We start from the raw sequence: 21,653 nt of genomic DNA, 5'->3' as shown, positions 1-21,653 counted from the left end.
TCATCGGTCGAACACTCGGTTGGTCACAGGTTCCCGGGCTTGCCAGCCCCGCCGCTCCAATTCGGGTGTCTGGGACGGGTCCTGGGGGTATCCGAAGCACAGCAGTGCAATCAGCGACCAGTCGGCGGGTACGTCCAGCAAGGCGCGGATGACACCGGGCTCGAGGATCGATACCCATCCGACGCCAATGCCGCGGAGCCTTGCCGCCAGCCAGAGTGTGTGGATCGCCAGCACGCATGAATAGCGCAACATCTCCGGCATACTGACAATGCCAAGTCCATGGCCTGCTTTGGGCTGCTCATCACAGAACACCACGATCAGTTCCGGGGCTTCGCGAAGGCCATGCAGCTTGAGCGAACGATACAGTTCCTGCCGGGCTTGGCAGGCATATTGCTGCGCTGCTTGTGCGTTCTGTGCATCGACATGGTCGGCCAGCGCCTGACGAAGGGTGGATGAACGCACGCGCACGAACCGCCAGGGCTGCGCATTCCCGACCGAAGGCGCGAGGGAGGCACACTCCAGCAGCGCACACATCTCCTCTTCCGCGACAGCACGGGCTTCGAAGTGCCGCACATCGCGTCGCCAGCGCAGCAGCTGCGCAAATCGAGCCGCGAACTCGGCATCGAACTGGGGCGGCAGATCGCTCAGAACTCGATCCCTGCCTGCGCCTTCACGCCCGAGCGGAAAGGGTGCTTGATCATGGTCATCTCGGTGACGAGATCGGCCGCCTCGATCAGTGCATCGGGCGCATTGCGTCCGGTGACGATGACATGTTTCATCTCGGGTTTCGCGGCAAACGCCTTAAGAACCTCATCCAAGGGCAGGTAGTCATACCGAAGGACGATGTTGAGTTCGTCGGCTACCACCATCTGGTAAGCCGGATCGGCGATCATGCGGCAGACTTCATCCCAGGCAGTACGTGCCGAAGCGATATCGCGTGTCCGGTCTTGCGTATCCCAGGTGAAACCTTCACCCATCGGCTTGAACTCGACATTTTCCGGGAAAGCGTCGAACACCGTCTTTTCGCCTGTCGCCATCGCGCCCTTGACGAACTGGACGACCCCGACCTTCATGCCATGTCCTATTGCGCGCACGACCATACCGAGTGCAGCGCTTGTCTTGCCCTTGCCCGTGCCAGTGTGAACGATCAGCAGCCCCTGCTCGCGGGTCTTGGTGGCCATCATGGTGCTACGCGCAGCCTGGATCTTGCGCATTTTCTCGGCATGGCGCGCATCTGCGCTTGCAGCTTCTTCTTCGCGGTCAGCAGGCATCGGCTCGTTCCTTTCGCATCAGGTAGACATCCATGATCCAGCCGTGGCGAGCGCGCAGTTCCGCGCGGCGCGCGGCAATCTGCGGCGCAGAATCGGCAAGTGGCCCATGCACCAGTGCTTCTTGCGACATGCCCAGATAGGCACCCCACCAGATCGTGATGCCAGCAGGATCGAGGACTTCGAAGGCGCAGCCGGAATCGAGCATGACGACGATCGTGTGCACTCCCAGCGGCCAGCCTTCCCGGCGCAACCTGCGGCCGGTGGTGATCGTGACAGGTTCGGCCAAGGCGTTCAGCGGGATGGCGTGAGCAGCCGTAAGAGCCTGAATGCTGGTGATACCGGGTTCGACGCGAACAGTTAGGTCGACCCCAGCCGTCCGGAGCCGATCGGCAATACGCAGTGTGCTGTCGTAAAGCGACGGATCGCCCCACACGAGCAGCGCGACCCGCCCACCATCAGGAAGGTGAACTGCTATCTGCTCTGCCCAAATCGCTGCAATCGCATCGTGCCAATCGTCGACGGCCTGCGTGTAGTCGCCATCCTGTCGGCGAACGGGCATGTCGAACTCGGCCATGCGGACCGGTGAGGCCAATGCGGCGCCACAGATGGAGTGGCGCAGGTCCAGGAGATCTGATTTGGCATCGCCTTTGCGGGGCAGCAGAATGAGATCGACCGCGTTGATTGTGCGTATTGCAGCACGCGTCAGGTGGTCGGGATTCCCGGTGCCTATGCCGATCAGATGGAGGTGGATCATGCCTCCTCCATCATGGGGCCGTAGATCACCAGTGCGGTTGCATCCGATCCGCCGTCGGCAAGTGACCGAGCAAGTCCGGCAATAGTGCTTCTGGTAAGTCTTTGGTCCGGTCGGCTAATGTTTTCTGCCAACAAGGCTGCAGTATCGTCCGCAAGTCCTGCCGCGACAAGCTGCGCAGCAAGCGCCGGAAATGTGCGCTTTGGCATGAAGACGACCGTTGTGGCACAAGGGTCGGCAAGCGCTGATAGATTGAGGTCTTCGGGTAAAGTGCCAGTCTTGCCATGTCCGGTTACGAACTGGACGCGTCTAGCGTGCTCGCGTCGTGTCAGTGGTATCGCGGCAGCTGCCGCTGCGGCGGTCGCCGAGCTGACGCCAGGAATGATCTCGAACGAGATTCCCGCATGGCGAAGCGCCTCAATTTCTTCTTCGAGTCGGCCGAACAAGCCAGCATCTCCCGATTTGAGCCGGATGACATGCTTCCCGGCCAGGGCATGGTCCACCAGAAGACGGCTGACTTCGGCCTGACTTGGAGATGGCCGACCGGCGCGCTTGCCTACCGCTACCAGTTCAGCGTCATCGCGCGCGCGGGCCAGGATCGGTCCCGCAGCCAGATCATCAAACAGGACCACCTGCGCTGTCTCAAGACGAGAAACGGCTTTAAGGGTCAGCAGCTCGGGATCGCCAGGGCCCGCACCCACAAATGATACGAACCCTTTCACGATGCGTTCGCGATCATGTGGAAGAAGGTTCCGGTCACGCGGCCGCGATACGAGCCTGTTTCGGCAACCGCGACGCCATCTGCATCGGTTACACATGCCAGCGCTGCGTCTGTCTGCTCGAGGATCGTCGAGTAGTGGAACTCGTGGCCGCGCAGTCTTTTGCCTTTGGCCAGTCCGGCTATCGGTGCCAGCAGTTCGGCCTGGCGATAGCCGAGATGCATCTTGCGCTGTGCATAGCTGGTAACAAGCCCCAGCAGGCCGGCCATACGATGCCGTTCTCCCGACTTGTCCACCAAGGCCTCGCCCAGAACCATGTAGCCGCCGCATTCGCCGTGGACCGGGCGGGTCTTGGCGTGATGGCGCAGGCCGGTCAGGAAGTTCGTCGCTGCAGCGATGGTCCCTGCGTGCAATTCCGGATAGCCGCCCGGCAGCCAGACAAGATCGGCATCGCGGGCAGGGGCCTCGTTTGCCAATGGCGAGAAGGGCATGATCTCCGCGCCAGCCCGCCGCCAACCTTCGAGCACATGGGGATAGACGAAGGAAAAGGCGGGATCGCGGGCGATGGCAATCCGCTGGGCAGGGGGAAGCGGCAGTTGGCCGGGGGCCGGAGGCGGGGCGCTGTTGCTGCTGGCGGCATGGCGGATGGCATTCAGATCGACATTTGCACGCAGAAATGCGGCATAGTCCGATATCGCCCGCTCGAGATCGGGATGCTCGACAGCCTGGACCAGACCGAGATGGCGTTCTGGCAGGGTGAGATCGCCGCGCCGGGGCAGGGCACCCAGCACAGGCATGCCTATCGCTTCCATCCCCCGGCGCACCAGCCGTTCATGGCGGGGACTGGCCACCCGGTTCAGGATCACGCCTGCAAACGGCAGCGTGTCATCCAGATGCTTGAAACCGAGCGCCGTTGCAGCGGCGGATTGGGCTTGTCCGGACACGTCCAGCACCAGCACAACCGGCCAGCCCATTGTCCGTGCAATGTCCGCACTGGCGCCATTGCCAACGGCACCCCGGCTCGCGACACCATCGAAAAGGCCCATCGAAGCCTCGGCAAGCACCATGTCCGCGCCAACAGCCTCTCCCGCGATTGCAGCGATCAGCTCGCCATTCATGGCCCAAGTATCGAGGTTGAACGACGCACGGCCGCAGGCGGCGCGGTGAAAGGCGGGATCGATATAGTCGGGACCGCTCTTGAAGGGCTGGACCACCGCGCCGTCTTCAACCAGCGCTCGCAGCAGGCCCAGCATGACCGTAGTCTTGCCCGTTCCCGATGCCGGAGCGGCGATCATCAGGCCTGAAACGCTCATTCCCCGGCTCCTGCAAAGCGCGAGCTCGCATCCTGTGGGCGGAAGCGCCGGTCGTAGCCGTGGGCGTAGAGGCTGCTTTGTGCGAAGTCCTCCGCCCCCAGCACCCGTCCGACAAGGATCAGCGCGGTTCGTTCCATGCTGCCGGCGATGGCTGTTTCGACGGTGTCGAGGGTGGCCCGGACGATCCGCTGGTCGGGCCAGCTGGCGCGCCAGACGACCGCAACGGGGCAATCCGCGCCATAGGCGGGAGCAAGATCGGCCACGACCCGCGCGAGGTTGTGGATCGATAGATGGATAGCCAGAGTCGCGCCCGTCACAGCGAAATTGGCGAGGCTCTCGCTCTGCGGCATCGCGCTGGCCCGCCCTGGCGTGCGCGTGAGTACCAGCGACTGGCCGAGCTCGGGCAAGGTCAGTTCGGCTTCCAGAGCCGCCGCTGCCGCCGAGAAGGCGGGAACACCCGGCGTGACCGTAAACGGAATGTCCAGTGCGCGCAGGCGGCGCAATTGTTCGCCCATTGCCGACCAGACGGACAGGTCGCCCGAATGGAGGCGGGCAACATCGCACCCTGCGGCGTCAGCCTCCGCTATCTCGGCGATGATCTCGTCCAGCGTCATGGGCGCGGTGTTGACGATGCGGGCACCGGGCGGACAGTGATCGAGTACAGCCACGGGAACCAGCGAACCGGCATAGAGGCAGACCGGGCTGGCGGCGATCAGGTCGCGCCCTCGCAGGGTCAAAAGATCGGGTGCGCCGGGGCCGGCGCCGATGAAGTGGACGGTCATGGCTGTGATCCTTCGGCAATGGCGCAGCTGGCCATGCGATCGGGCGAGATGTGGCGCGTGCGCAAAAGGCGGGCGCCCGGACCAGCGGCGACCAGCGCGCAGGCTTCTGCGACACTGCCGGTCGCGCGTGCCTTCAGGCTGGCGGCAGAGCTGGTGGGCGTAGGCGTGGTGGACAGGGACGCCGATGGGATGCCGGTCATCGGCAGTCCCAGTGCCTCTGCAAGCGGTACCAACGCAGACGTCTTGTCGATGGCGGTCGCCAAATGGGTTATAGGGGGCAGCCCGTCCTGCGCCAGTTCCAGCGCCGCCCGCAGCGAAGCGAGGCCTGCGCCGCGCCGAAAGCCGAAGCCAGCCACGATCATAGCGTGACGCTCCACTGTACCACGGGATAGCGCCCCTTCCAGCCATGCCGCTGGCCAAGGGGCACGGCATCGGCCAGTTCGATCCGCAGCAGACTGCCGCCCTTTGCGCCATGCCAACGGGTAAGAGCGGCTTCAGATTCAAGGCTCACGGCGTTCGCCACCAGCCGCGTTCCATCAGGCAGCCGGGCCCAGAGGGCATCGAGCAGCGGGTCGGACAAGCCGCCACCGATGAACACAGCATGCGGATGGGGGCCTTCCGGCAGGCCTTCGGGCATCCGGGCATTGATCACATCCAACCGGTCTACACCCAGAGCCTTGGCGTTTGCGCGGGCGCGGCCGGCCCGTAGCGGATCGGCTTCGAACGCGGTCGCCCGGTTGGCGGGATGAGCCAGCAGCCATTCGATCGCGATTGACCCAGAACCCGTGCCGATATCCCAGAGCCATTCACCGGCACGCGGGGCGAGGGCCGAGAGGGTCAGGGCGCGCACCGGGGCCTTGGTGATCTGTCCGTCGTGATCGAACCACGCATCCGGTCTGCCGGATGTGACGGGCAGGACATTGCCTGAACCGGCGAACGCGATGCCCACGGCAACGGGATGGGCAATGTCTGCGAACGGCAGGGCTTGCGCGGTCGTCACGCGGAGGCGTTCATGGGGGCCGCCCAGCGCTTCCATCACATGAAGCGTCGATGGGCCGAAGCCCTTGCTGGTCAGATATTGCGCCGCCGTGGCAACGGCATCGCCATCGCGCAGCAGGACAATGGCGCGCTGGGCGGGTGCGATATGGGGGCACAAGCGGTCCAGCGGCGCTGCGTGCAGGCCGAGGCAGGCCGTTTCCTCGATCGGCCAGCCCAGCCGGGCGGCAGCAAGGCTGAAGGTCGATGGCGCGGGGTGCGCAACCCATTCCGCCGGACCGAGATGGCGCGCAAGGCTTGCGCCTGCGCCGAACCAGAACGGATCGCCCGATGACAGCATGACCACCCGCCGCCCGCGATGCGCCAGCAGTTCGGCTATGCCGTCGGCAAAGGGAACTGGCCATTTGAAGACCGCGCAGGTAAGCGCGGGAAGCAGCGCTAGATGGCGCGCCGATCCCATGACCAGTTCGGCCCTGGCCAGCGCGGCCCGGCCCGCTGAGCACAGGCCGTCCACGCCGTCTTCACCGATGCCGATGATCGTCAACCATGCGCGAGGGTCCATGTCAGCCATGCCGAATGTTCTCCTGCTTGGCGGAACAACCGAAGCGAGCGCACTGGCGCGCCTGCTTGCGGCAGCGCAGGTTGCGACGACACTCAGCTACGCGGGCAGGACCGACAACCCGCGGCCACAGCCGGTGCCGATCCGCGTCGGCGGCTTTGGTGGGGTGGCGGGGCTTGTGGCCTATCTCCAAGACCATCGCATCACGCATCTGGTCGATGCGACGCATCCCTTTGCCGCGACTATGAGCGCACATGCCATAAAGGCCGCGCGGATTGCCGGGATTGCCCATATCGCCTTGACCAGACCCGCATGGGAGGCCGGGTCGGGCGATCGCTGGACATGCGTGAGAGACACTGCCGCTGCGGTGGCCAAACTTGCGGGCACGCCGCGCCGCATCCTGCTCGCGCTGGGCCGAATGCATGTGGAAGCCTTTGCCGCACAGCCGCAGCATCACTACCTGCTGCGCTTTGTTGACCCTCCGGCTGCGCCCCCAGGCCTGCCCTCCCACGACCTTGTCATCGATCGCGGGCCGTTTACGGCTGAAGGTGATCGGCTGCTGATGCAGTCTCACATGATCGACCTTGTTGTGTGCAAGAACGCCGGTGGCACGGGCGCCGAGGCAAAGCTTGTCGCTGCGCGCCAGCTCAAGCTTCCGGTCGTGATGATCGACCGCCCGGTGATCGGTGACCGGATCGAGGTCTGTCGCGCAGAAGATGTGCTGGAATGGCTTGGTCATGAGGCCACTTCCGCAACGGACCGGGGCGTATAGAGGATAGGGCCTGCCGCACGTTCGATGATCCGCGTCCGGCTTGATCCCACGATCACCGTGGTGCGCATGTCGGCCATTTCATCGTGCGCCTTGCCCAGCGGCACGATGCGCAGATCTTCCTGCGGCGTTGTGACGGCGCGGGCAAACAGCATCGGGCGATCATCGCCGCACAGCTCCTTCAATAAGGCCAGCGCACGGGCGAAGCCTTCGGGACGTGCCTTCGAGCGGGGGTTGTAAAGCGCCAAGGCAAAGTCCGCCTCCACGGCCAGCCGCAGCCGCTTTTCGATCATGGCCCAGGGTTTCAGGTTGTCGGAAAGATTGATCGCGCAAAAATCGTGACCCAGCGGTGCCCCGGCCCGTGCACTGGCGGCCAGCATGGCGGTGATGCCCGGCAGCACCCTGATATCCAGCGTCCGCCAGCGGGAAGGACCTGCCTCAAGCGCTTCGAATACCGCCGAGGCCATCGCGAACACCCCCGGATCACCTGACGATACGACAACGACCCTGCGGCCCTGCGCCGCAAGATCGAGCGCCAGAGCGGCGCGGTCGAGCTCCACCCGGTTGTCCGAGGGGTGAAGCGTCAGGCCTTCGCGTGCAGCTATCCGGGCGACATAGGGAATGTACCCGATCACGTCCGTAGCCCCGGCCAGCGCGGCGGTGACTTCGGGTGTGACGAGTGCCTCGTCTCCTGGTCCCAGACCGGCGATTGCTAGCCAACCCTTGTCCTTTTCCCCGGTCATGGTCGCCTCCCCTGACCATGGATCAGCAGGATCGAGAAATAGGGGGTCACCGCCTCAGCCTCGGCCAGCATGGTGACGCGCTGTCCGGGCATCGCTGCGTGTTCGACCAGCCATGCCGCATCCATGCGCCCGGCGGCTGCCACGGCGCGGCGAAGCTTGGGCAGGTTCCGACCGATCTTCATCACCACCAGCGCGTCAGTCTCGCGGATCCGGCGGGCAAGCTCGGCTTCCGGCAGCGTGGCCATGACCACGGTCATCACATCATCGCCCCAGGTGATCGGCAGGTCCGTCGCGGTCCAGGCGCCAGACATGCCCGTGATGCCAGGGACGACTTCCACCGGTATGCGGCCTGAAAGGCGGGCATGGAGGTGCATGAAGGAGCCGTAGAAGAACGGGTCGCCCTCACACAGCACGACGACGTCCTCACCCTGCTGCGAAATCGCTGCAAGCCGCTCCGAACAGTGCGTGTAGAACGCCGACAGGCAGGCATTGTAGCGAGGATCGGATACCGGGATTTCGGTGGTTACCGGATATTCCATCGGAAACTCGATCACGTCAGCGCGGAGCATCCCTTCCACGATGCGCCTTGCCTGGCCGGGCCGCCCAGCCTTGCGGAAATAGGCGACGTGGTGCGCCGTGCGTACAAGCCGGTCGGCGCGCACGCTCAGCAGGTCTGCCGCACCCGGACCAAGCCCGACACCGTGAATGGTGCCGATGTTCGTGCCGGCGTTCATTCGGCCGTACTCGCCAGCGCGTTGATGGCCGCCACGGTGATGGCACTGCCGCCAAGGCGGCCCTCGACGACGCAGCAGGGTGCAGGAGGAGCGGCCCAGAGGGCAGCCTTGGATTCAGCTGCTCCCACGAAGCCCACCGGACAGCCGATGATCGCCGCAGGGCGTGGGCAGGCGGGGTCTTCCAGCATGTTCAGCAGATGAAACAGCGCGGTTGGTGCATTGCCGATCGCCACGACCGCACCCGCCAGAATGGGCCGCCACAGTTCCAGCGCGGCAGCGGATCGGGTGTTGCCGATCTTGCGTGCAAGGTCAGGCACCGCAGGATCTTGCAGCGTGCAGATGATTGCGTTGCTCCCGGGAAGCCGGGCGCGGGTGATCCCTTCAGACACCATCCGCGCATCGCACAGTATCGGCGCGCCGCCGGCCAGCGCAGCGCGTGCCGCATCGGCAAATCCCGACGAGAACCGGATATGCGCTGCAAGTCCGACCATCCCGGCCGCATGGATCATCCGCACTGCCACCTGCTCTTCGCCTGGCGCGAAAGGGGAGAGATCGGCTTCGGCGCGGATCGTGGCAAACGACTGGCGATAGATCGCTGCCCCGTCGGTTTCATAGACATGGGGCATCAGACGGCTCCAAAATGCGCGAGGATTTCGCTGGCGCTCAAGCCGGAGCGGGACGGAGGCGATCCGGCTTTGCCAGCAAGGACCAGATCGAACCTGCCGTTGCGTCCGGTCAGCGTGACATCGGCCACCTGCGAGCAGGCGCAGCCTTTGGCACAACCCGAAACGTGCAGCCGTCCCGAGACATAGGGCGCAAGTCGGCGCGCAAGCGCACGGGTTTCAACCGTCGCCTGTGCGCACAATGGTGCGCCCGGGCAGGCTTCCACATGGGGCAGCGGATCAGGTTTAGCGCCGGTGGACGGGTGGGTCCGGGCAGCCGCCGCCCCCTCGATCAACAGCCGCCGCCACGGTGTTGTTCGCAGTCCAGAAGCAGAACCGGATTCGAGCAGGATGGCGAGCTCCGAAGCCTCTATCAGCCCGAACGCCAGCGCGATCGATGGATGATGTCCGGTGCCAAGCACATGGCCCGGTTCAGCCATTGCAGGCGCGATCGCACCTTTTGCCCATGCGGGAAGTTCCGCATCCCAACGGGCCATGCGCCCGGCTGCGGCGGCGCCGCTCGCGGCGAACCAGTGAGCGAGAGCGATCAGGGCGTCCGCTTCCGTGCCTGGAGACAGGCTTGATCCGGTGAGGCAACCATCGGCGCGAAGGATGAGGCTGCCGTCCGTGCCGCGTTCGACACGGAAATCGCCGGATGCGCCGGTCAGCACAGCGGCAGGGCCGGCATCGATGACGAACCCGACCTTGCCGGGAAGATCGGGCCATTCGCCTATCCGGGCCAGCAGGGCGTTGGCGATGCGGTGGGTGTCGTCGTTCTCCTGCCAGTCGGGCGCGACAAGGACGTTGCGCCGCGCTTCGAGTGCAGGCTCGGGCTGCACTAATTCCAGCGCAATCAGCCTTTGGATCAGCAAGGGCCAGCGATCTTGGGCAACGCCGCGAATCTGCAGATTGGCGCGCCGCGTCAGGTCGATCAGCCCGCTGCCGCAGGTGGCGGCCGCATCGCAAAGGGCCAGCGCCTGCTCCCGTGTCAGCCGCCCGAGCCGGGGTTTGACCCGCACCAGTAGGCCGTCGCCGGATATCATCGGGTGCCATGCGTCCGGGCACCAGCCCTTGACGGCAAATCCGGTCATGGTGCCTCCCGCAGGCTGGCCAGGATGGAATTTCGCCGGGTGCGCCAGAGGCCCGCGGCATGCAGCGCGGCAAAGCGCGCTTCCATCGCCGCCAGTGCATCGGGATTTTCGCGTTCGAGGAAGGCGCGAACTTCGGACTGGCCGAGCGTTGCCTCGTGATAAAGGTCGATCAGCTGCGGCGGCACGCTGCCGGAAAGATGTGCGAAAGCGCCAAGATGGTCCAGCGTCGCGGCCAGTTCCGCGCCCCCACGAAAGCCGTGGCGCATCATTCCTGCGATCCAGCCTGGATTGGCGGCTCGGGCACGGACCACGCGGGCAATTTCTTCGGTCAGCGTGCGGGCCGCCGGGTTGTTCGGGTCCCGATTGTCGAGATGATAGAGTGCGGCCTTGCCTCCGACAATCGCCTGGGCTGCGGCAAAGCCTGCCTCGTGCCCGGCATAGTCCGCGGCCAGCAAGAGGTCGGTTTCAGGCAGGTCCTGCAGGTGGACGAAGGCGTCCGCGCTGGCCACTCGCAGACGGATGCCATCGGGGTCAGCCTCGCTTCCCGTGCTGGAATCGGAAACGCTATCCAGCGCGTGGTCGGAGGCTGCCAGCCATGCTTCGCCCGCCGCACGCCGGGCATCATCGGTATAGGTTTCGGCCGCGTCTCCGATCCCGAGTCCATACCGGCCCGGACGCGGACCATAGACGCGCGGCGCTGGGGCCAAGGCAACGAAAGGGTTCCAGTCGGCGGGTTCGTCCCTGGTGCACAGCGCCCGGACGGCCTGACCGAACAAGGCGGGCAGGGTGGGAAAGGCATCACGAAACAGGCCCGAAACGCGCAGCGTTACATCGAGGCGAGGGCGGTCGAGCATGGCGAGTGGGAGAATCTCAACCCCCGTCACGCGCTCTGAAGCCATGTCCCACATCGGCTTTGCCCCCAGAAGGTGCAGCGCCATCGCAAACTCTTCACCAGCCGTGCGCATGGTGGCCGAACCCCACAGATCCACCACAAGGCCACGCGGGTAGTCGCCGTGATCCTGCAGATGGCGGCGGAGCAGCTCCTCGGCGAGCACGACGCCCTGTGCATGCGCTGCGCGCGAAGGTACTGCGCGCGGATCGATCGTGTAGAGGTTGCGTCCCGTCGGCAGCACATCGGTTCGTCCGCGATGGGGCGAGCCAGATGGTCCGGGAGCGATCCATCGGCCGTCCAGCCCAGCCAGAAGCCCGTTCCGCTCTGCCGCGCCCTGTTCACCGCGGCCGAAAACGTGGAGACCGTCACCGAACTGGCTGGCTTTCACATCGCAGACGAAGCGATCGATCCGGGTGATCGCTTCGACCAGAGTGGTGGCGGTATCAAGGCCGAGCTCTGCCTCCAGCCCCAGCGCGGCAGCTTCCTCGCGGATGGATTTCTGCAGACGGTCCCGGCGGGCAGGGTCCAGCCCGTCGGCATTGGAGAATTCGTCCAGCAAAGCCTCGATCCGGCCCAGCCCGGCGCCGCTTCCGGTCGGGACGAGCGGCGGCGGCACATGGCCGATGGTGACAGCACCGATGCGGCGCTTGGCCTGCGCTGCCTCGCCCGGATCGTTGACGATGAAGGGATAGATGACCGGCATCGCTTGTGTCAGCGCTTCGGGCCAGCAAGCGTCAGACAGCGCTACAGCCTTCCCCGGCAGCCATTCCAGCGTACCATGCGCGCCAACATGGACCAGCGCATCCGTACCCTGCTGGCCCAGCCACAGGTAGAAGGCGACATAGGCGTGCCGCGGGCAGCGCGAGAGGTCGTGATAGTCTGCATCGCGACTGATAGGCTCGCCCCGCTCGGGCTGAAGCGCCACCAGCACCTGGCCGAGCGTGAGCGCCGGGAAGCGAAATGCCCCATCGACAGCCAGCGGATCGTCTTCCGGCTCTCCCCATGCCGAGGCAAGGTCCTGCCGCAGCGTCTCGGGCAGGGCGGACATGGCAGTGCGATAGGCATTCAAAGGCCAGACCAGATGCTCGGTCGCCAGCTGCCTGGCAAGATCGGTGGGGCGGCTGACCTTGTACCCGGCCTCTGCCAGATCGGCGACAATCGCATCGACTGAGGCCAGCGCGTCAAGACCCACGGCGTGCGCCATCTGGTAGGCCTTGCCGGGGTAGGTCGACAGGATCAGGGCGACGCGGCGTTCGCATGCCGGCTTGCGGGCCAGCCCGATCCAGCGCGCCACGCGGTCGGCGACCGCTGCGATCCGGTTGTCATCGCCGCGGTGCGAATAGGGAGCGAAGCCGAGTGCCGGATCGCGTTCGCCCGCTTCCTTGAAGCTCGACACGCCTGCAAAGATGCGCCCGTCAATCTCGGGGAGTACGACATGCATGGCAAGGTCAGCCGGCGAGAGGCCACGCGATGTGCGCGCCCATCCTGCGCGCGGTGCGGTGGCAAGCGCGATCTGGAAGACCGGAACGCCCCCCCCGTCGAGCGGCGTTCCGCCATCCTCGCCCCGCGCTGAAAAAGCCGTGGCATTGACGATGGCTGCAGGCGCCAGCGAACGCACCCAGCGATCCACCTGTGCCCTGACCTCAGGGGGCTTGAGCGAGGGGACGAAGATCGAGAGCGCGTCAAAGCCGCGTTGTTCAAGCGCGGAATGAAGCGCGGCGATCGGGTGCAGGTCGTGTGCGGCGAGGTACGCACGGTAGAAGACGATCAGGATCAGCGGCCGATCCGCATTGGGCCTGAAGCTGGCAGGATCGATGATCCCGCAGGAGGGGTGCCATCCGCCAGTTGCCGGCAAAGCCGTGCATTGCGTCACAGTGCTGACGCCAAGCCCTGCGGCGTGCGCGAGAGCGGCCAGGGCCGCGCGCGCCGCTGCCGCGCCGCCCTCGTCACACAACTGGCAAAGCTTGGCCAGCGTGGCGGCAGGAAGCGTGGAGACACTGTCGAGGTGCCAATCCGGCCGACCATCGGCAGGCAGGACAGCAAGCGCAATCCCGCGCGATCGGGCGAGGGTCTCGACCTGTTGAAGGCCGTAGCTCCAATAGGGCGTGCCGCCGATCAGCCGGATCAGCACGGCCTTTGCCCCGGCCAATGTCTTTTCGATATAGGTGTCGACCGACAAAGGGTGGATCAGCGCGGCAAGATTGGCGAGCCGCAACGAAGGAAATGCCGGATCCGCCGCTTGCGCCTGGCGCCAGCCTTCCGCGAACGCACCAAGATCGCTGTCCGAGAAGGACAGGACGACAAGATCCGCAGGCTCCTGCCCCAGATCCTGTGGGATGGCCGTTTCCTCCATCCCATGCGTTTCGCGAAAGATGACGTGCACGGCCTAGCTTAGCCTGCCAGCACCGCGCGAATGGCAGGCTCGTCGATATCGTCATGCTCGGCGATGGCGACCAGGGTGGTCTGGCGCCGCTCATCGGGGCGCCATGGGCGGTCGTACTGGTGACGAACCCTCGACCCGACGGCCTGCACCAAGAGGCGCAAGGGCTTGCCAGTCACGGCAGCGTAGCCTTTTACCCGCAGGATGCGATGGTCGCGGGCGAGCGTTTCGATACGCGCCACCAAATCGGCGGGATCGGCAATCTCGCCGAGCGCGATGACGGTGCTGTCGAAATCGTCGTGCTCGTGATCATCCTCATTGTCGTGATGCGAGGGCCGGGCAGCGATATCGTCTTCGGCGGCAGCTCCAAGTCCAAGGATCACGCGAGGGTCGACAATCCCTTCGGCTATCTCGATCACAGGCACGGGGCGGGGTGCTTCGGCCGCAATGGCTGCCCTTGCGGCAGCGACTCCGTCAGGTCCGGCCAGATCAACCTTGGTCAGCAAAACGAGATCGGCGCAGGCAAGCTGGTCCTCGAAGACTTCGGACAGCGGGGTTTCGTGGTCGATCCCCGGGTCTGCGGCGCGCTGGGCCTCCAGCGCTGCAAGATCGGGGGCAAACCGTCCGGCAGCAACCGCTTCGGCATCGGCCAGCGCAAGGACGCCATCCACCGTGATGCGACTGCGGATTGCCGGCCAGTCGAAGGCCTTGAGCAAGGGCTTGGGCAGGGCCAGCCCTGATGTCTCGATCAGGATATGGTCAGGGCGCGGATCAAGCGCGAGCAGGCGCTCTACGGTGGGAATGAAATCGTCCGCCACGGTGCAGCAGATGCAGCCGTTGGCCAGTTCGACGATGTTTTCCGCCGGGCAATCGGGAATGGCGCAGGATTGTAGGATGTCCCCATCCACCCCCAGAGTACCGAATTCATTGACGACCACAGCCAATCGGCGTCCGCCAGCGTTGCGGATCAGGTGGCTGATCAGCGTGGTCTTACCGGCACCCAGAAAGCCGGTGATGATCGTGACGGGTACCTTTGACAGGTCCGACATGGCAGTTCCTCCGCGCGCCAGAGCGACACCGGGCAGGGCTTGCCGGACAGGTCCGGTCGGCGCGCGACAACGGGCTGGCGCGACAGACGCCCGAAACCACGCGGCCGTGCAGCCCCAGCCGCACAGCTTCGTCGCTCAGACGGAAGAGTACCGTGCCTTGGCCATCCCCTGGACCCGGGCAAGAGCGACCAGAGCGCCGGCAGGTCTCCTGGCTCGCGGGTCACAGCTTGATGCACGCCTTCCCAGATGCGCGTTCATGCGCGGTCCAGTGGCTTTTCCTGCACGCGCAGGAAAAATGTGCATCGCGCTATCCGCTTACAGTTGCAGGGACAGCCGCGGATTTGGGAGCTACGCTCCCGCACCGCATTCCCGATTAAGCCCCGTTGGGGGCACCGGCGCGATCATCGATGGCACGGGCAAACCCGCATCATCATTGAATATCTCTAGACCCAAACTTCGATCATGCCAATCAAAGTTCGCGCTGAAATTGCAGGCGCAACCTCACTGTTCCGTTTCATCGGTTTCAACGGGAGCGCGGTCGAACCAGACGCGCCAGGGACCCACGTGCTCGTGACCGGCAGCGGCAAGACGGCGCAGGACGATGCGGGCTTTCGTTCGGCCCCGCCGTGTGTCGGGCCAATCAAAGAATTCAGGGTTTGCGCCTTCAGCCACAGCGGTGCGGATATGTGCGTCCACGGCACGATCCTGATCAAGGCCAAAGCGTTCAAGCATAGGTGAAAAGGCGGTGTCCGTATCGGGCACGAAATCGTGCCGTTCACCCAGTGCGTTCCGCCAAGGTGAGCGAGGGTGAATGTTCAGGATCGACTGATAGCCATCCGGAATGGGGACGTTGGCGCCATGTGGCCGACCCTTCCCGATAAGCTTGGCAAGCAGATGGGTGTGCGGGCCTTCCGGCGATTTCCCATCCGGAGGCGGAATCGGTTGGAAGACTTCGATCCGTCCGGCAGGCGAGAGCATGACCCGGTGGGGCTGCGCACGCAGAACCTCGGCCATGACTGTTGGCGAAGACAGCAGGTCCTGACCTTCAAGAGCCTCGAGAGCCCCGATCAGCGCTTCGTCGTCAGTGCGGGCGCACATCCTTATGGTGCCGTTACAAACGCCCATGTCGAACAGGCGGCTCGACTGGTCTTCCCTGCGAATGGCGTCGGTATCGGCGCCCAAAGATACGACAGCCCGATCGACCGAACCAGTCAGAGGCGCGCAGAGCGCCATTGCATGACCCCAGCTTTCGCCATCAGAGGACAGGCTATCCCAGGCAAGGCATTCAAAGCTATCCGAATGCCTGATCCGCAAGGCACCGCGAGCGGTCACGATTTCGATATTGTCGCGGTCGTTTTGAACCGTGGCCGGCTCATCCTCGTCGCGAATGAATTCGCCGATCGCACCGAATGTGCCGATGCTCCAGCCATGGCCAGGGTCGCACGCGAGACGTGCCAGTTCGTCAAAGGAAATCTGGTTCATGATGATACCCCGGACTTGAGAAAGCGGACGGAAATGCCGTCCCCGTCACGAGATAACCGGACCGGAACGTCATAGAGCGAGGTGAGTAGGCTTTCGGTGACGACTTCGTGCGTCGGACCGTGTGCAAGCAATCGCCCATCGCGGATTGCGAGGATCGAGTCCGCGAAGGCCAAGGCCAGATCAAGATCGTGGATCGCCATGACAACCGTGCACCCGGCCGTGGTCCGGGCCTTGAGACGCTGGACGGCATCGATGGCATGGCGTGGATCCAGACCCGCGGTTGGTTCATCAACGATCAGAAGCGCTGGATCGCCGACAATCGCGCGGGCCAGCATTGCCCGCGCCAGTTCGCCACCCGACAATTGCGTGGCTGGCCGATCCCGCAAACCCAGCAGATCGCAGGCGAGCAGTGCATCGTCGATGGCGGGAAGCAGAGCGGACGGTATGGTGCCGAATGCTGGCAGCGCCGGAGTCAGCCCGAGCGCAACCACGCGCTCTACGGTGATCGGCCAATCAACCCCCGCACGTTGCGGCAGATAGGCACGCAACTTGGCAAGTTCCCGGCGGCCAAGGCGGTGGAGGTCCTTGCCATCGAGTTCGACCGAACCTTGCACCGGGCGTTTGAGGCCCGATGTGATGTCCAGCAAGGTGCTCTTGCCGGCGCCATTGGGGCCGATCACAGCAGTCAGATGGCCCGATGGAACACGCGCCGATATCCCGTCAAGGACCAGACGCTGCCCCCGGCGCGCCGAAACACCATGAAAGTGCAGCGCGCTCATGCGGTGCGTCTCCGGACATGAAGGACCAGCCACAGGAAGAACGGTGCCCCGATCAGGCTGATGAACACCCCGAGATTTAGCGGCATGCCCCGGAATACCAATGTGCGCGACGCGATGTCGGCGAGGGTTACCAGAACGGCTCCAACCAGCATGGCCGGGATGAGCACCTTGCCTGGACGATGGGCGACCAGAGGCCGGACAAGGTGAGGCGCAATCAGGCCTACGAAACCGATCGTTCCGGATACGGCGGTTGCGCCTCCGACGCCAAGGGCCGTACCGATCAGCGCCAGCATGCGCGTTCGTGAAACCGCAATCCCCAGGCTTTCAGCCTGCGCTTCACCCAATGCAAGAGCATCCAGAGCTCGGCCCGTCAGCAGAAGCATCGTACCCCCGGCAAGGATAAAGGGTGTGGCAAGGCGGACATGATCCCAGCTTCGATCGGCAAGCGAACCCATCAGCCAGGTCATGATCTCGTAAGCGGCATAAGGATTGGGGGAGAGGTTGAGCGCCAGACTGACGCCTGCACTGGCTATGCTGCTGACTGCTGCCCCGGCCAGGATGAGCGATAGGGTACCGCCTCCCCGCGCAAGGATGAAGGCAATGCCTGTGGTGACGAATGCACCTGTCAGACCAAACAGCGGAGCGGCAAGGGTAAAACTGGCGGCAAAGCCGAAATAGATGGCGATGACCGCACCGAGCGAGGCACCTGCCGAAACGCCCAGCAGGCCGGGGTCAGCCAGCGGGTTTCGCAACAGCCCCTGCATGACGGCACCCGAGAGGCCAAGGATGCCACCGATGGCCATCGAAAGGACAACCCGTGGCAGGCGGATCTGGGTGACGATCTGGCCAGCCAGATCCGCATGATCGAAAGCCAGCGCCTGAAACGCTTCGCGTGGTGTCAACCAGACGGAGCCAGCCAGCACCGAAGCGAAAGCGCTGGCGAGCAGACAACTGACCAGCATGGGAACAAGCCACCGGGTCATAGCGATTTCCCACCGGCAAAGGGAAGGGGAGAGCGGGCATGGAGAGCCGCTGAACGAAGTTCGTTGCGCAACTGCATCGCGGCTTCCGTCACCATCGGCGTTCCGCAAACGTAGTACGCCTGTCGGATCGTCAGCGTACGGTCACCGTCCCAGTAGCGACGGATTAGAGGGTGTCGCTCGACGTTTTCGCGAAGCCCCGGGCGGCGACCTACCCCGGCGCCTTTCACCAGCAGGGACGGAGCAGAAAGGAGCAGGATTTCGATATCCGGTTTGCCGTAGCTGCTCTTCTGCAGTGTGTTGGCAACATTGGTCGCACCGGCTGTCTTGAGCACAGTGTCATAGAGAGACCCCGTGCTTGCATTGAAGCCAGCACCATCCCACGCAGCCACTCGTAGCGGCGGGCCCGGATCGCGCGCAAGGTCGGCCAGTTGGCGGTCCATTTTTGCGATCAATTCCTCGCCGCGAGCGGGCTCTCCTACTGCCTTGGCGACCTGTCGGGTTATCTTGCGGATATCTTCGTAGGTTTCCGCATGATCGACCTCGATCATTGGAAACCCTAATCGCTTAAGCAGTCCGCGTGTTGCCGGCGTCGTAAATGCCCCGGCAATAACCAGGTCCGGCTTCTGGCGCAGGACCTCCTCCGACATTCCATGGTTGATGTCGACACGCGCAGCCTCGCGGAACATGAGGGAGCCGTCGGGATCGCGCGACAGCCAAGTGACCGACGCGATCCGCTCAGGTGGCAGCAATGCCAGGACAAGCTGATCCGTGCACTGGTTCATCGACATGACATGGACTGGCTTTGCTGCCGCCTGGCTGCGACTACCAGACGGCTCCGTGCAACCGGCCAGAGCCGGAAGCACGGAGATCATCCAAAGGAGGCAGAGCGCCTTGCGGAACATCAGAAGCGGACGCGAACGCCACCATAGCCTGCGCGGCCCGGAGTGGCGAAACTGAACACCTCTTCGTATTGCTCGTTGATGAGGTTTTCTACGCGCGCAAACAACGAAATGTTGGGGCGCAACTTGTATTCGGCATTCAGGTTAACCAGTACATATTCCCTCAGGGACACGCGCACCGGAATGAAGCTTGGATTTGTAAACGCGACATCGGTCTGACGCCCGTTGTAGCGCACTGTCAACGTACCCGAAAAGCGCTCATCCTTGCTGAACACTGTCGCGTTGAAACTGCCGATATGCTTGGGGCGACGCACCTCGACTGTGCCGTTTTCTCGCGCATGAAGCCATGTGTAGGCGGCGTCCAGCCTGATCTGGGGAATTGGACGGGCGGCAAGGGCCACCTCAATGCCATGCTGTTTCGACAAAGTTGCACGGTTTGATGGCGTCGCTATGAAGGTCGGAGCGGGGAAGGTCGTGAAAATTTCGTCCTTCAGGCGGCTATCGAAATAGGTCGCGCTTATGGTGGCCTTGCCATCGCTGAAGCTTTGCTCGATGCCGGCTTCCCACCCTTCCGACTTCTCGGGCCTCAGGTTAGGGTTGCCAATATAGCGGCCATCGGAAAATCCATAGAGCTCGAAATAGCCCGGATTCTTGACCCCCGTTCCATAGGCACCGCGAACACGGGTACCAGTCGGGAGCGAATAACTGCCTTGAACCCGCCAAGTTGTGGGGTCATCAAAGCGATCATTTTCGTCATGGCGGATCGATGCACCAAAAGAGAATGCGTCGTTGATCAGCAGTTCATACTGCCCGACAATCCCGACATTGTCGGTCGATCTTTTTCCCTGAAACGCGAAGGATGACGGTGTGGTGTTCTGGAATTCTTCGCGCTCGACGTCGATTGCGGCGGTCAGGCGATGCCGGATGGCGTCGGTGCCCAGCCGCAGGCTCGATTCGAACGAGCCTTTGTAGCGGTTACCCTTGTTGCCGTAATCGAAGCCCGCAGCGTCGAAGCCCTTGCGCTCGCTCAACGCGACTTGCCCTGTCACTGCGTTCGTCCAGCGGCCGTCGAGCCCGATCAGTTCAGCTCTCACAAGACCATAGAAGGCCTTGTTTCTGAAGAACACGCCGGGGCTGTCGACGGTGAATCCGAATAGCGGGCTCGCCGGATTGTTCTCGCTGTTGTTGGTATCGGCTTCCGTGAAGCTGTAGCGGGCAACGCCGGTCAGTTTGAAGGTTTCGGACGGCGACCAGATGAGCTTGGCCGAAAGGCCTGCGATGTCGGAGCCGACATCCCTGCTGCCATTTCGTGCCGTGGGATAGCCGCCGGTGTGATAGTAAGCGCCAGACACAGCATAATCGAGATCGCCAGACACTCCGCCAGCACGCGCGCTTCCGGTGAAGGTGTTGAAGCTGCCGCCCTCTGCGCGCAAGCTGACCCCCGGAGCCTCCTTCCCGGTCAATGTCAGATACTGGATAACGCCGCCGATCGCGTCCGAACCGTAAAGCGAGGACTGCTGCCCTCGCAGGACTTCAACGCGGGCTTCGGGATCGGCAATGAGAGTGGCGAAATCGAACTCGCCAAAATACGGGTCCGAAGCTTCTATACCGTCAATCAGAACGAGGACGTGGTTGCCCTCGGAGCCGCGAAGCCGGAGCTGGGTGAGGCCGCCAGCAGCGCCGGTGCGGCTCACGGCAACGCCCGGCACATCGCGCAGAATGTCCGAAACAATCCGGGTCTGGCGCTGCTCCAACGCTTCGCTGTCCAGTACCGTCACCGACGCACCGAGCTTGTTTACGGCCACGGCCTCACCGGACCGTGACGCCGTCACGACAATGGTTTCTCCGCTGTCATTGGTTGTAGGCTGTCCCGGGTTCGACTGCGCGAAGGCCGGGCAGCTGGCTAGCGCCAGCGCAAACGTGGATACGAGAACAGGTTTCTTCATCGGGATACCCCCTTGGTGCCGAGCAACTGCGCGACGAAAAGGGGCAACCGGATCCATCAACTCCCAAGGCGAGTCGGGAGAGCGCACGAACGGTCGGCCAGGCCAACGCGAGTGGGCACAATTCACCCGCGCAGGACTAACCCTGCGGCCCCAGCCGCAATGGTTCGTCGCTCAGACGGAGGTTACCGTGCCATGGCCATCCCCTGGACCGCAGCAAGAGCGACCAAACGCCGGCAGGTCTCCTGGCTCGCGGGTCATAGCTTGATGCACGGCCTTCCCAGGCCGCGCTTGGACAAGCGTAAGGCCCAGTGGCTGCTTCCGCCCGAAGGTGGAAGCGATGTGCATCGCGCTCGCCGCTTACAGTTGCAGGGACAGCCTCGGATTCGGATCAGCCAAGGCCGCTCCTCACCGTGTTCCCGAATTAAGCCCTCTCGGGCACCGGCGCGATCTGTTGACAACGGTCTTAAACCGTTGACGTTGATCCACTAGTCGAAAGTCGCCCGAAAGCCAATCCCTTAACGACTGGCATCGGAACGACGCCAAGCCTCAACGATGGCAGGATTTTCAAGCAACCGTTCCACCGCATCCACATTATAGGTCGCGAGCGAAATGAGGTTGTCCCCTCGGCGTATTTTGGATGTCCCGGAAATTTGCAGTCGGCCATCTTTCGACCACCGGTTGCGTTCGGCGGGGGTGAGCGACAACAGCTTCTCAATCTGCTTGAGACTAAGGGGTTTCGAAGCGATCCGGCGGAGCCTGTCGCGAAGCTCATCGACAAGCATTTCAGCAGAGCCCAACTGTGATCTGCCCCCCGCTGAGTGGCCCAGAGACTATGATAGTCTGGACCATGAAA

General features: G+C 63.9%; 21 protein-coding genes and 2 riboswitches. Of the genes, 1 reads left to right on the top strand and 20 read right to left on the bottom strand.

Annotation, left to right across the window (positions count from 1 at the left end):
• Genes bluB through AX681_RS05360 form a run of 8 tightly spaced genes read right to left on the bottom strand, consistent with a single transcriptional unit; the run spans position 1 to position 6,403 of the window.
• Positions 1–648, bottom strand: coding sequence for a 5,6-dimethylbenzimidazole synthase (gene bluB / locus AX681_RS05395; protein ID WP_081095568.1), 648 nt, complete (start codon positions 646–648; stop codon positions 1–3).
• Positions 645–1,271, bottom strand: coding sequence for a cob(I)yrinic acid a,c-diamide adenosyltransferase (gene cobO / locus AX681_RS05390; RefSeq protein ID WP_039330652.1), 627 nt, complete (start codon positions 1,269–1,271; stop codon positions 645–647). Before cobO ends, bluB begins: the two co-directional genes overlap by 4 nt.
• A complete protein-coding gene (gene cobF, locus AX681_RS05385; protein WP_039330650.1) occupies positions 1,261–2,025 on the bottom strand; it encodes a precorrin-6A synthase (deacetylating) in 765 nt (254 codons plus the stop codon). The genes cobO and cobF overlap by 11 nt, the downstream gene beginning before the upstream one ends.
• A complete protein-coding gene (gene cobA / locus AX681_RS21310) occupies positions 2,022–2,840 on the bottom strand; it encodes a uroporphyrinogen-III C-methyltransferase (protein ID WP_230962559.1) in 819 nt (272 codons plus the stop codon). Before cobA ends, cobF begins: the two co-directional genes overlap by 4 nt.
• The gene (locus tag AX681_RS05375; RefSeq protein WP_039330645.1) at positions 2,741–4,054 is read right to left on the bottom strand and encodes a cobyrinate a,c-diamide synthase; all 1,314 of its coding nucleotides are present in this window, start codon (positions 4,052–4,054) and stop codon (positions 2,741–2,743) included. Before AX681_RS05375 ends, cobA begins: the two co-directional genes overlap by 100 nt.
• Positions 4,051–4,836 carry a precorrin-4 C(11)-methyltransferase gene (gene cobM / locus AX681_RS05370; RefSeq protein WP_039330643.1) on the bottom strand — a complete coding sequence of 262 codons (786 nt, stop codon included), beginning with the start codon at positions 4,834–4,836 and terminating at the stop codon, positions 4,051–4,053. The genes AX681_RS05375 and cobM overlap by 4 nt, the downstream gene beginning before the upstream one ends.
• Positions 4,833–5,198 (bottom strand): cobalamin biosynthesis protein, encoded by a 366-nt coding sequence (locus tag AX681_RS05365; protein ID WP_039330641.1) that lies wholly within the window; start codon positions 5,196–5,198, stop codon positions 4,833–4,835. The genes cobM and AX681_RS05365 overlap by 4 nt, the downstream gene beginning before the upstream one ends.
• Positions 5,195–6,403, bottom strand: coding sequence for a bifunctional cobalt-precorrin-7 (C(5))-methyltransferase/cobalt-precorrin-6B (C(15))-methyltransferase (locus tag AX681_RS05360; RefSeq protein ID WP_039330640.1), 1,209 nt, complete (start codon positions 6,401–6,403; stop codon positions 5,195–5,197). Before AX681_RS05360 ends, AX681_RS05365 begins: the two co-directional genes overlap by 4 nt.
• Here AX681_RS05360 and AX681_RS05355 point away from each other — a divergent pair.
• Complete coding sequence (locus AX681_RS05355) at positions 6,402–7,163, top strand: cobalt-precorrin-6A reductase (RefSeq protein WP_039330637.1); 762 nt, start codon at positions 6,402–6,404, stop codon at positions 7,161–7,163. The two genes, AX681_RS05360 and AX681_RS05355, sit on opposite strands and share 2 nt — an antisense overlap.
• Here the strand turns inward: AX681_RS05355 and cobJ are convergent.
• The 12 genes from cobJ to AX681_RS21830 all read right to left on the bottom strand — a co-directional run bounded on the left by cobJ (position 7,127) and on the right by AX681_RS21830 (position 21,597).
• Positions 7,127–7,903 carry a precorrin-3B C(17)-methyltransferase gene (cobJ, locus tag AX681_RS05350; protein WP_039330635.1) on the bottom strand — a complete coding sequence of 259 codons (777 nt, stop codon included), beginning with the start codon at positions 7,901–7,903 and terminating at the stop codon, positions 7,127–7,129. The two genes, AX681_RS05355 and cobJ, sit on opposite strands and share 37 nt — an antisense overlap.
• Complete coding sequence (gene cobI / locus AX681_RS05345; RefSeq protein WP_039330633.1) at positions 7,900–8,637, bottom strand: precorrin-2 C(20)-methyltransferase; 738 nt, start codon at positions 8,635–8,637, stop codon at positions 7,900–7,902. Before cobI ends, cobJ begins: the two co-directional genes overlap by 4 nt.
• Complete coding sequence (locus AX681_RS05340) at positions 8,634–9,263, bottom strand: precorrin-8X methylmutase (protein ID WP_039330631.1); 630 nt, start codon at positions 9,261–9,263, stop codon at positions 8,634–8,636. The genes cobI and AX681_RS05340 overlap by 4 nt, the downstream gene beginning before the upstream one ends.
• Positions 9,263–10,390 carry a cobalamin biosynthesis protein CobG gene (locus AX681_RS05335; RefSeq protein WP_039330629.1) on the bottom strand — a complete coding sequence of 376 codons (1,128 nt, stop codon included), beginning with the start codon at positions 10,388–10,390 and terminating at the stop codon, positions 9,263–9,265. Before AX681_RS05335 ends, AX681_RS05340 begins: the two co-directional genes overlap by 1 nt.
• Positions 10,387–13,665, bottom strand: a complete 3,279-nt coding sequence (cobN, locus tag AX681_RS05330; protein ID WP_039330627.1) for a cobaltochelatase subunit CobN — start codon at positions 13,663–13,665, stop codon at positions 10,387–10,389. Before cobN ends, AX681_RS05335 begins: the two co-directional genes overlap by 4 nt.
• A gap of 8 nt (positions 13,666–13,673) precedes the next feature.
• The gene (cobW, locus tag AX681_RS05325) at positions 13,674–14,711 is read right to left on the bottom strand and encodes a cobalamin biosynthesis protein CobW (protein ID WP_039330625.1); all 1,038 of its coding nucleotides are present in this window, start codon (positions 14,709–14,711) and stop codon (positions 13,674–13,676) included.
• A 181-nt stretch (positions 14,712–14,892) separates the two neighbouring features.
• A riboswitch (cobalamin riboswitch) is annotated at positions 14,893–15,123 on the bottom strand.
• An 89-nt stretch (positions 15,124–15,212) separates the two neighbouring features.
• The gene (locus tag AX681_RS05320) at positions 15,213–16,193 is read right to left on the bottom strand and encodes a DUF6925 family protein (RefSeq protein ID WP_052241778.1); all 981 of its coding nucleotides are present in this window, start codon (positions 16,191–16,193) and stop codon (positions 15,213–15,215) included.
• Complete coding sequence (locus AX681_RS05315) at positions 16,190–16,972, bottom strand: ABC transporter ATP-binding protein (RefSeq protein WP_052241777.1); 783 nt, start codon at positions 16,970–16,972, stop codon at positions 16,190–16,192. Before AX681_RS05315 ends, AX681_RS05320 begins: the two co-directional genes overlap by 4 nt.
• On the bottom strand, positions 16,969–17,955 hold the full coding sequence (locus tag AX681_RS05310; protein WP_039330624.1) for a FecCD family ABC transporter permease: 987 nt from the start codon (positions 17,953–17,955) through the stop codon (positions 16,969–16,971). The genes AX681_RS05315 and AX681_RS05310 overlap by 4 nt, the downstream gene beginning before the upstream one ends.
• Positions 17,952–18,743, bottom strand: a complete 792-nt coding sequence (locus tag AX681_RS05305; RefSeq protein ID WP_160328032.1) for an ABC transporter substrate-binding protein — start codon at positions 18,741–18,743, stop codon at positions 17,952–17,954. Before AX681_RS05305 ends, AX681_RS05310 begins: the two co-directional genes overlap by 4 nt.
• 113 nt (positions 18,744–18,856) lie before the next feature.
• Positions 18,857–20,800, bottom strand: coding sequence for a TonB-dependent receptor plug domain-containing protein (locus AX681_RS05300; RefSeq protein WP_039330622.1), 1,944 nt, complete (start codon positions 20,798–20,800; stop codon positions 18,857–18,859).
• Positions 20,801–21,015: 215 nt separating this feature from the next.
• Positions 21,016–21,258: riboswitch (cobalamin riboswitch) on the bottom strand.
• A gap of 57 nt (positions 21,259–21,315) precedes the next feature.
• A complete protein-coding gene (locus AX681_RS21830; protein ID WP_197421908.1) occupies positions 21,316–21,597 on the bottom strand; it encodes a hypothetical protein in 282 nt (93 codons plus the stop codon).
• Between the last annotated feature and the right edge of the window lie 56 nt (positions 21,598–21,653).

It is taken from the genome of Sphingomonas sp. CCH9-E2, from assembly GCF_001557215.1.
In the GTDB taxonomy this organism is placed as follows: domain Bacteria; phylum Pseudomonadota; class Alphaproteobacteria; order Sphingomonadales; family Sphingomonadaceae; genus Sphingomonas.
Note: the sequence above shows the minus strand (reverse complement) of the source record. Positions and strands in the feature narration are given on the sequence as shown.

Bases quoted from the DNA above. Each gene is read 5' to 3' on its own strand.
- cobM (WP_039330643.1), bottom strand. From the start codon at position 4,836: ATGACCGTCCACTTCATCGGCGCCGGCCCCGGCGCACCCGATCTTTTG.
- AX681_RS05320 (WP_052241778.1), bottom strand. From the start codon at position 16,193: ATGAACCAGATTTCCTTTGACGAACTGGCACGTCTCGCGTGCGACCCT.
- AX681_RS05375 (WP_039330645.1), bottom strand. From the start codon at position 4,054: ATGAGCGTTTCAGGCCTGATGATCGCCGCTCCGGCATCGGGAACGGGC.
- cobA (WP_230962559.1), bottom strand. From the start codon at position 2,840: ATGTGTAACCGATGCAGATGGCGTCGCGGTTGCCGAAACAGGCTCGTA.
- cobJ (WP_039330635.1), bottom strand. From the start codon at position 7,903: ATGACCGGGGAAAAGGACAAGGGTTGGCTAGCAATCGCCGGTCTGGGA.
- AX681_RS05340 (WP_039330631.1), bottom strand. From the start codon at position 9,263: ATGCCCCATGTCTATGAAACCGACGGGGCAGCGATCTATCGCCAGTCG.
- AX681_RS05315 (WP_052241777.1), bottom strand. From the start codon at position 16,972: ATGAGCGCGCTGCACTTTCATGGTGTTTCGGCGCGCCGGGGGCAGCGT.
- AX681_RS05305 (WP_160328032.1), bottom strand. From the start codon at position 18,743: ATGTCGATGAACCAGTGCACGGATCAGCTTGTCCTGGCATTGCTGCCA.
- AX681_RS05310 (WP_039330624.1), bottom strand. From the start codon at position 17,955: ATGACCCGGTGGCTTGTTCCCATGCTGGTCAGTTGTCTGCTCGCCAGC.
- AX681_RS05300 (WP_039330622.1), bottom strand. From the start codon at position 20,800: ATGAAGAAACCTGTTCTCGTATCCACGTTTGCGCTGGCGCTAGCCAGC.
- cobF (WP_039330650.1), bottom strand. From the start codon at position 2,025: ATGATCCACCTCCATCTGATCGGCATAGGCACCGGGAATCCCGACCAC.
- cobI (WP_039330633.1), bottom strand. From the start codon at position 8,637: ATGAACGCCGGCACGAACATCGGCACCATTCACGGTGTCGGGCTTGGT.
- cobW (WP_039330625.1), bottom strand. From the start codon at position 14,711: ATGTCGGACCTGTCAAAGGTACCCGTCACGATCATCACCGGCTTTCTG.
- cobO (WP_039330652.1), bottom strand. From the start codon at position 1,271: ATGCCTGCTGACCGCGAAGAAGAAGCTGCAAGCGCAGATGCGCGCCAT.
- AX681_RS05355 (WP_039330637.1), top strand. From the start codon at position 6,402: ATGCCGAATGTTCTCCTGCTTGGCGGAACAACCGAAGCGAGCGCACTG.
- AX681_RS05365 (WP_039330641.1), bottom strand. From the start codon at position 5,198: ATGATCGTGGCTGGCTTCGGCTTTCGGCGCGGCGCAGGCCTCGCTTCG.
- AX681_RS05335 (WP_039330629.1), bottom strand. From the start codon at position 10,390: ATGACCGGATTTGCCGTCAAGGGCTGGTGCCCGGACGCATGGCACCCG.
- AX681_RS05360 (WP_039330640.1), bottom strand. From the start codon at position 6,403: ATGGCTGACATGGACCCTCGCGCATGGTTGACGATCATCGGCATCGGT.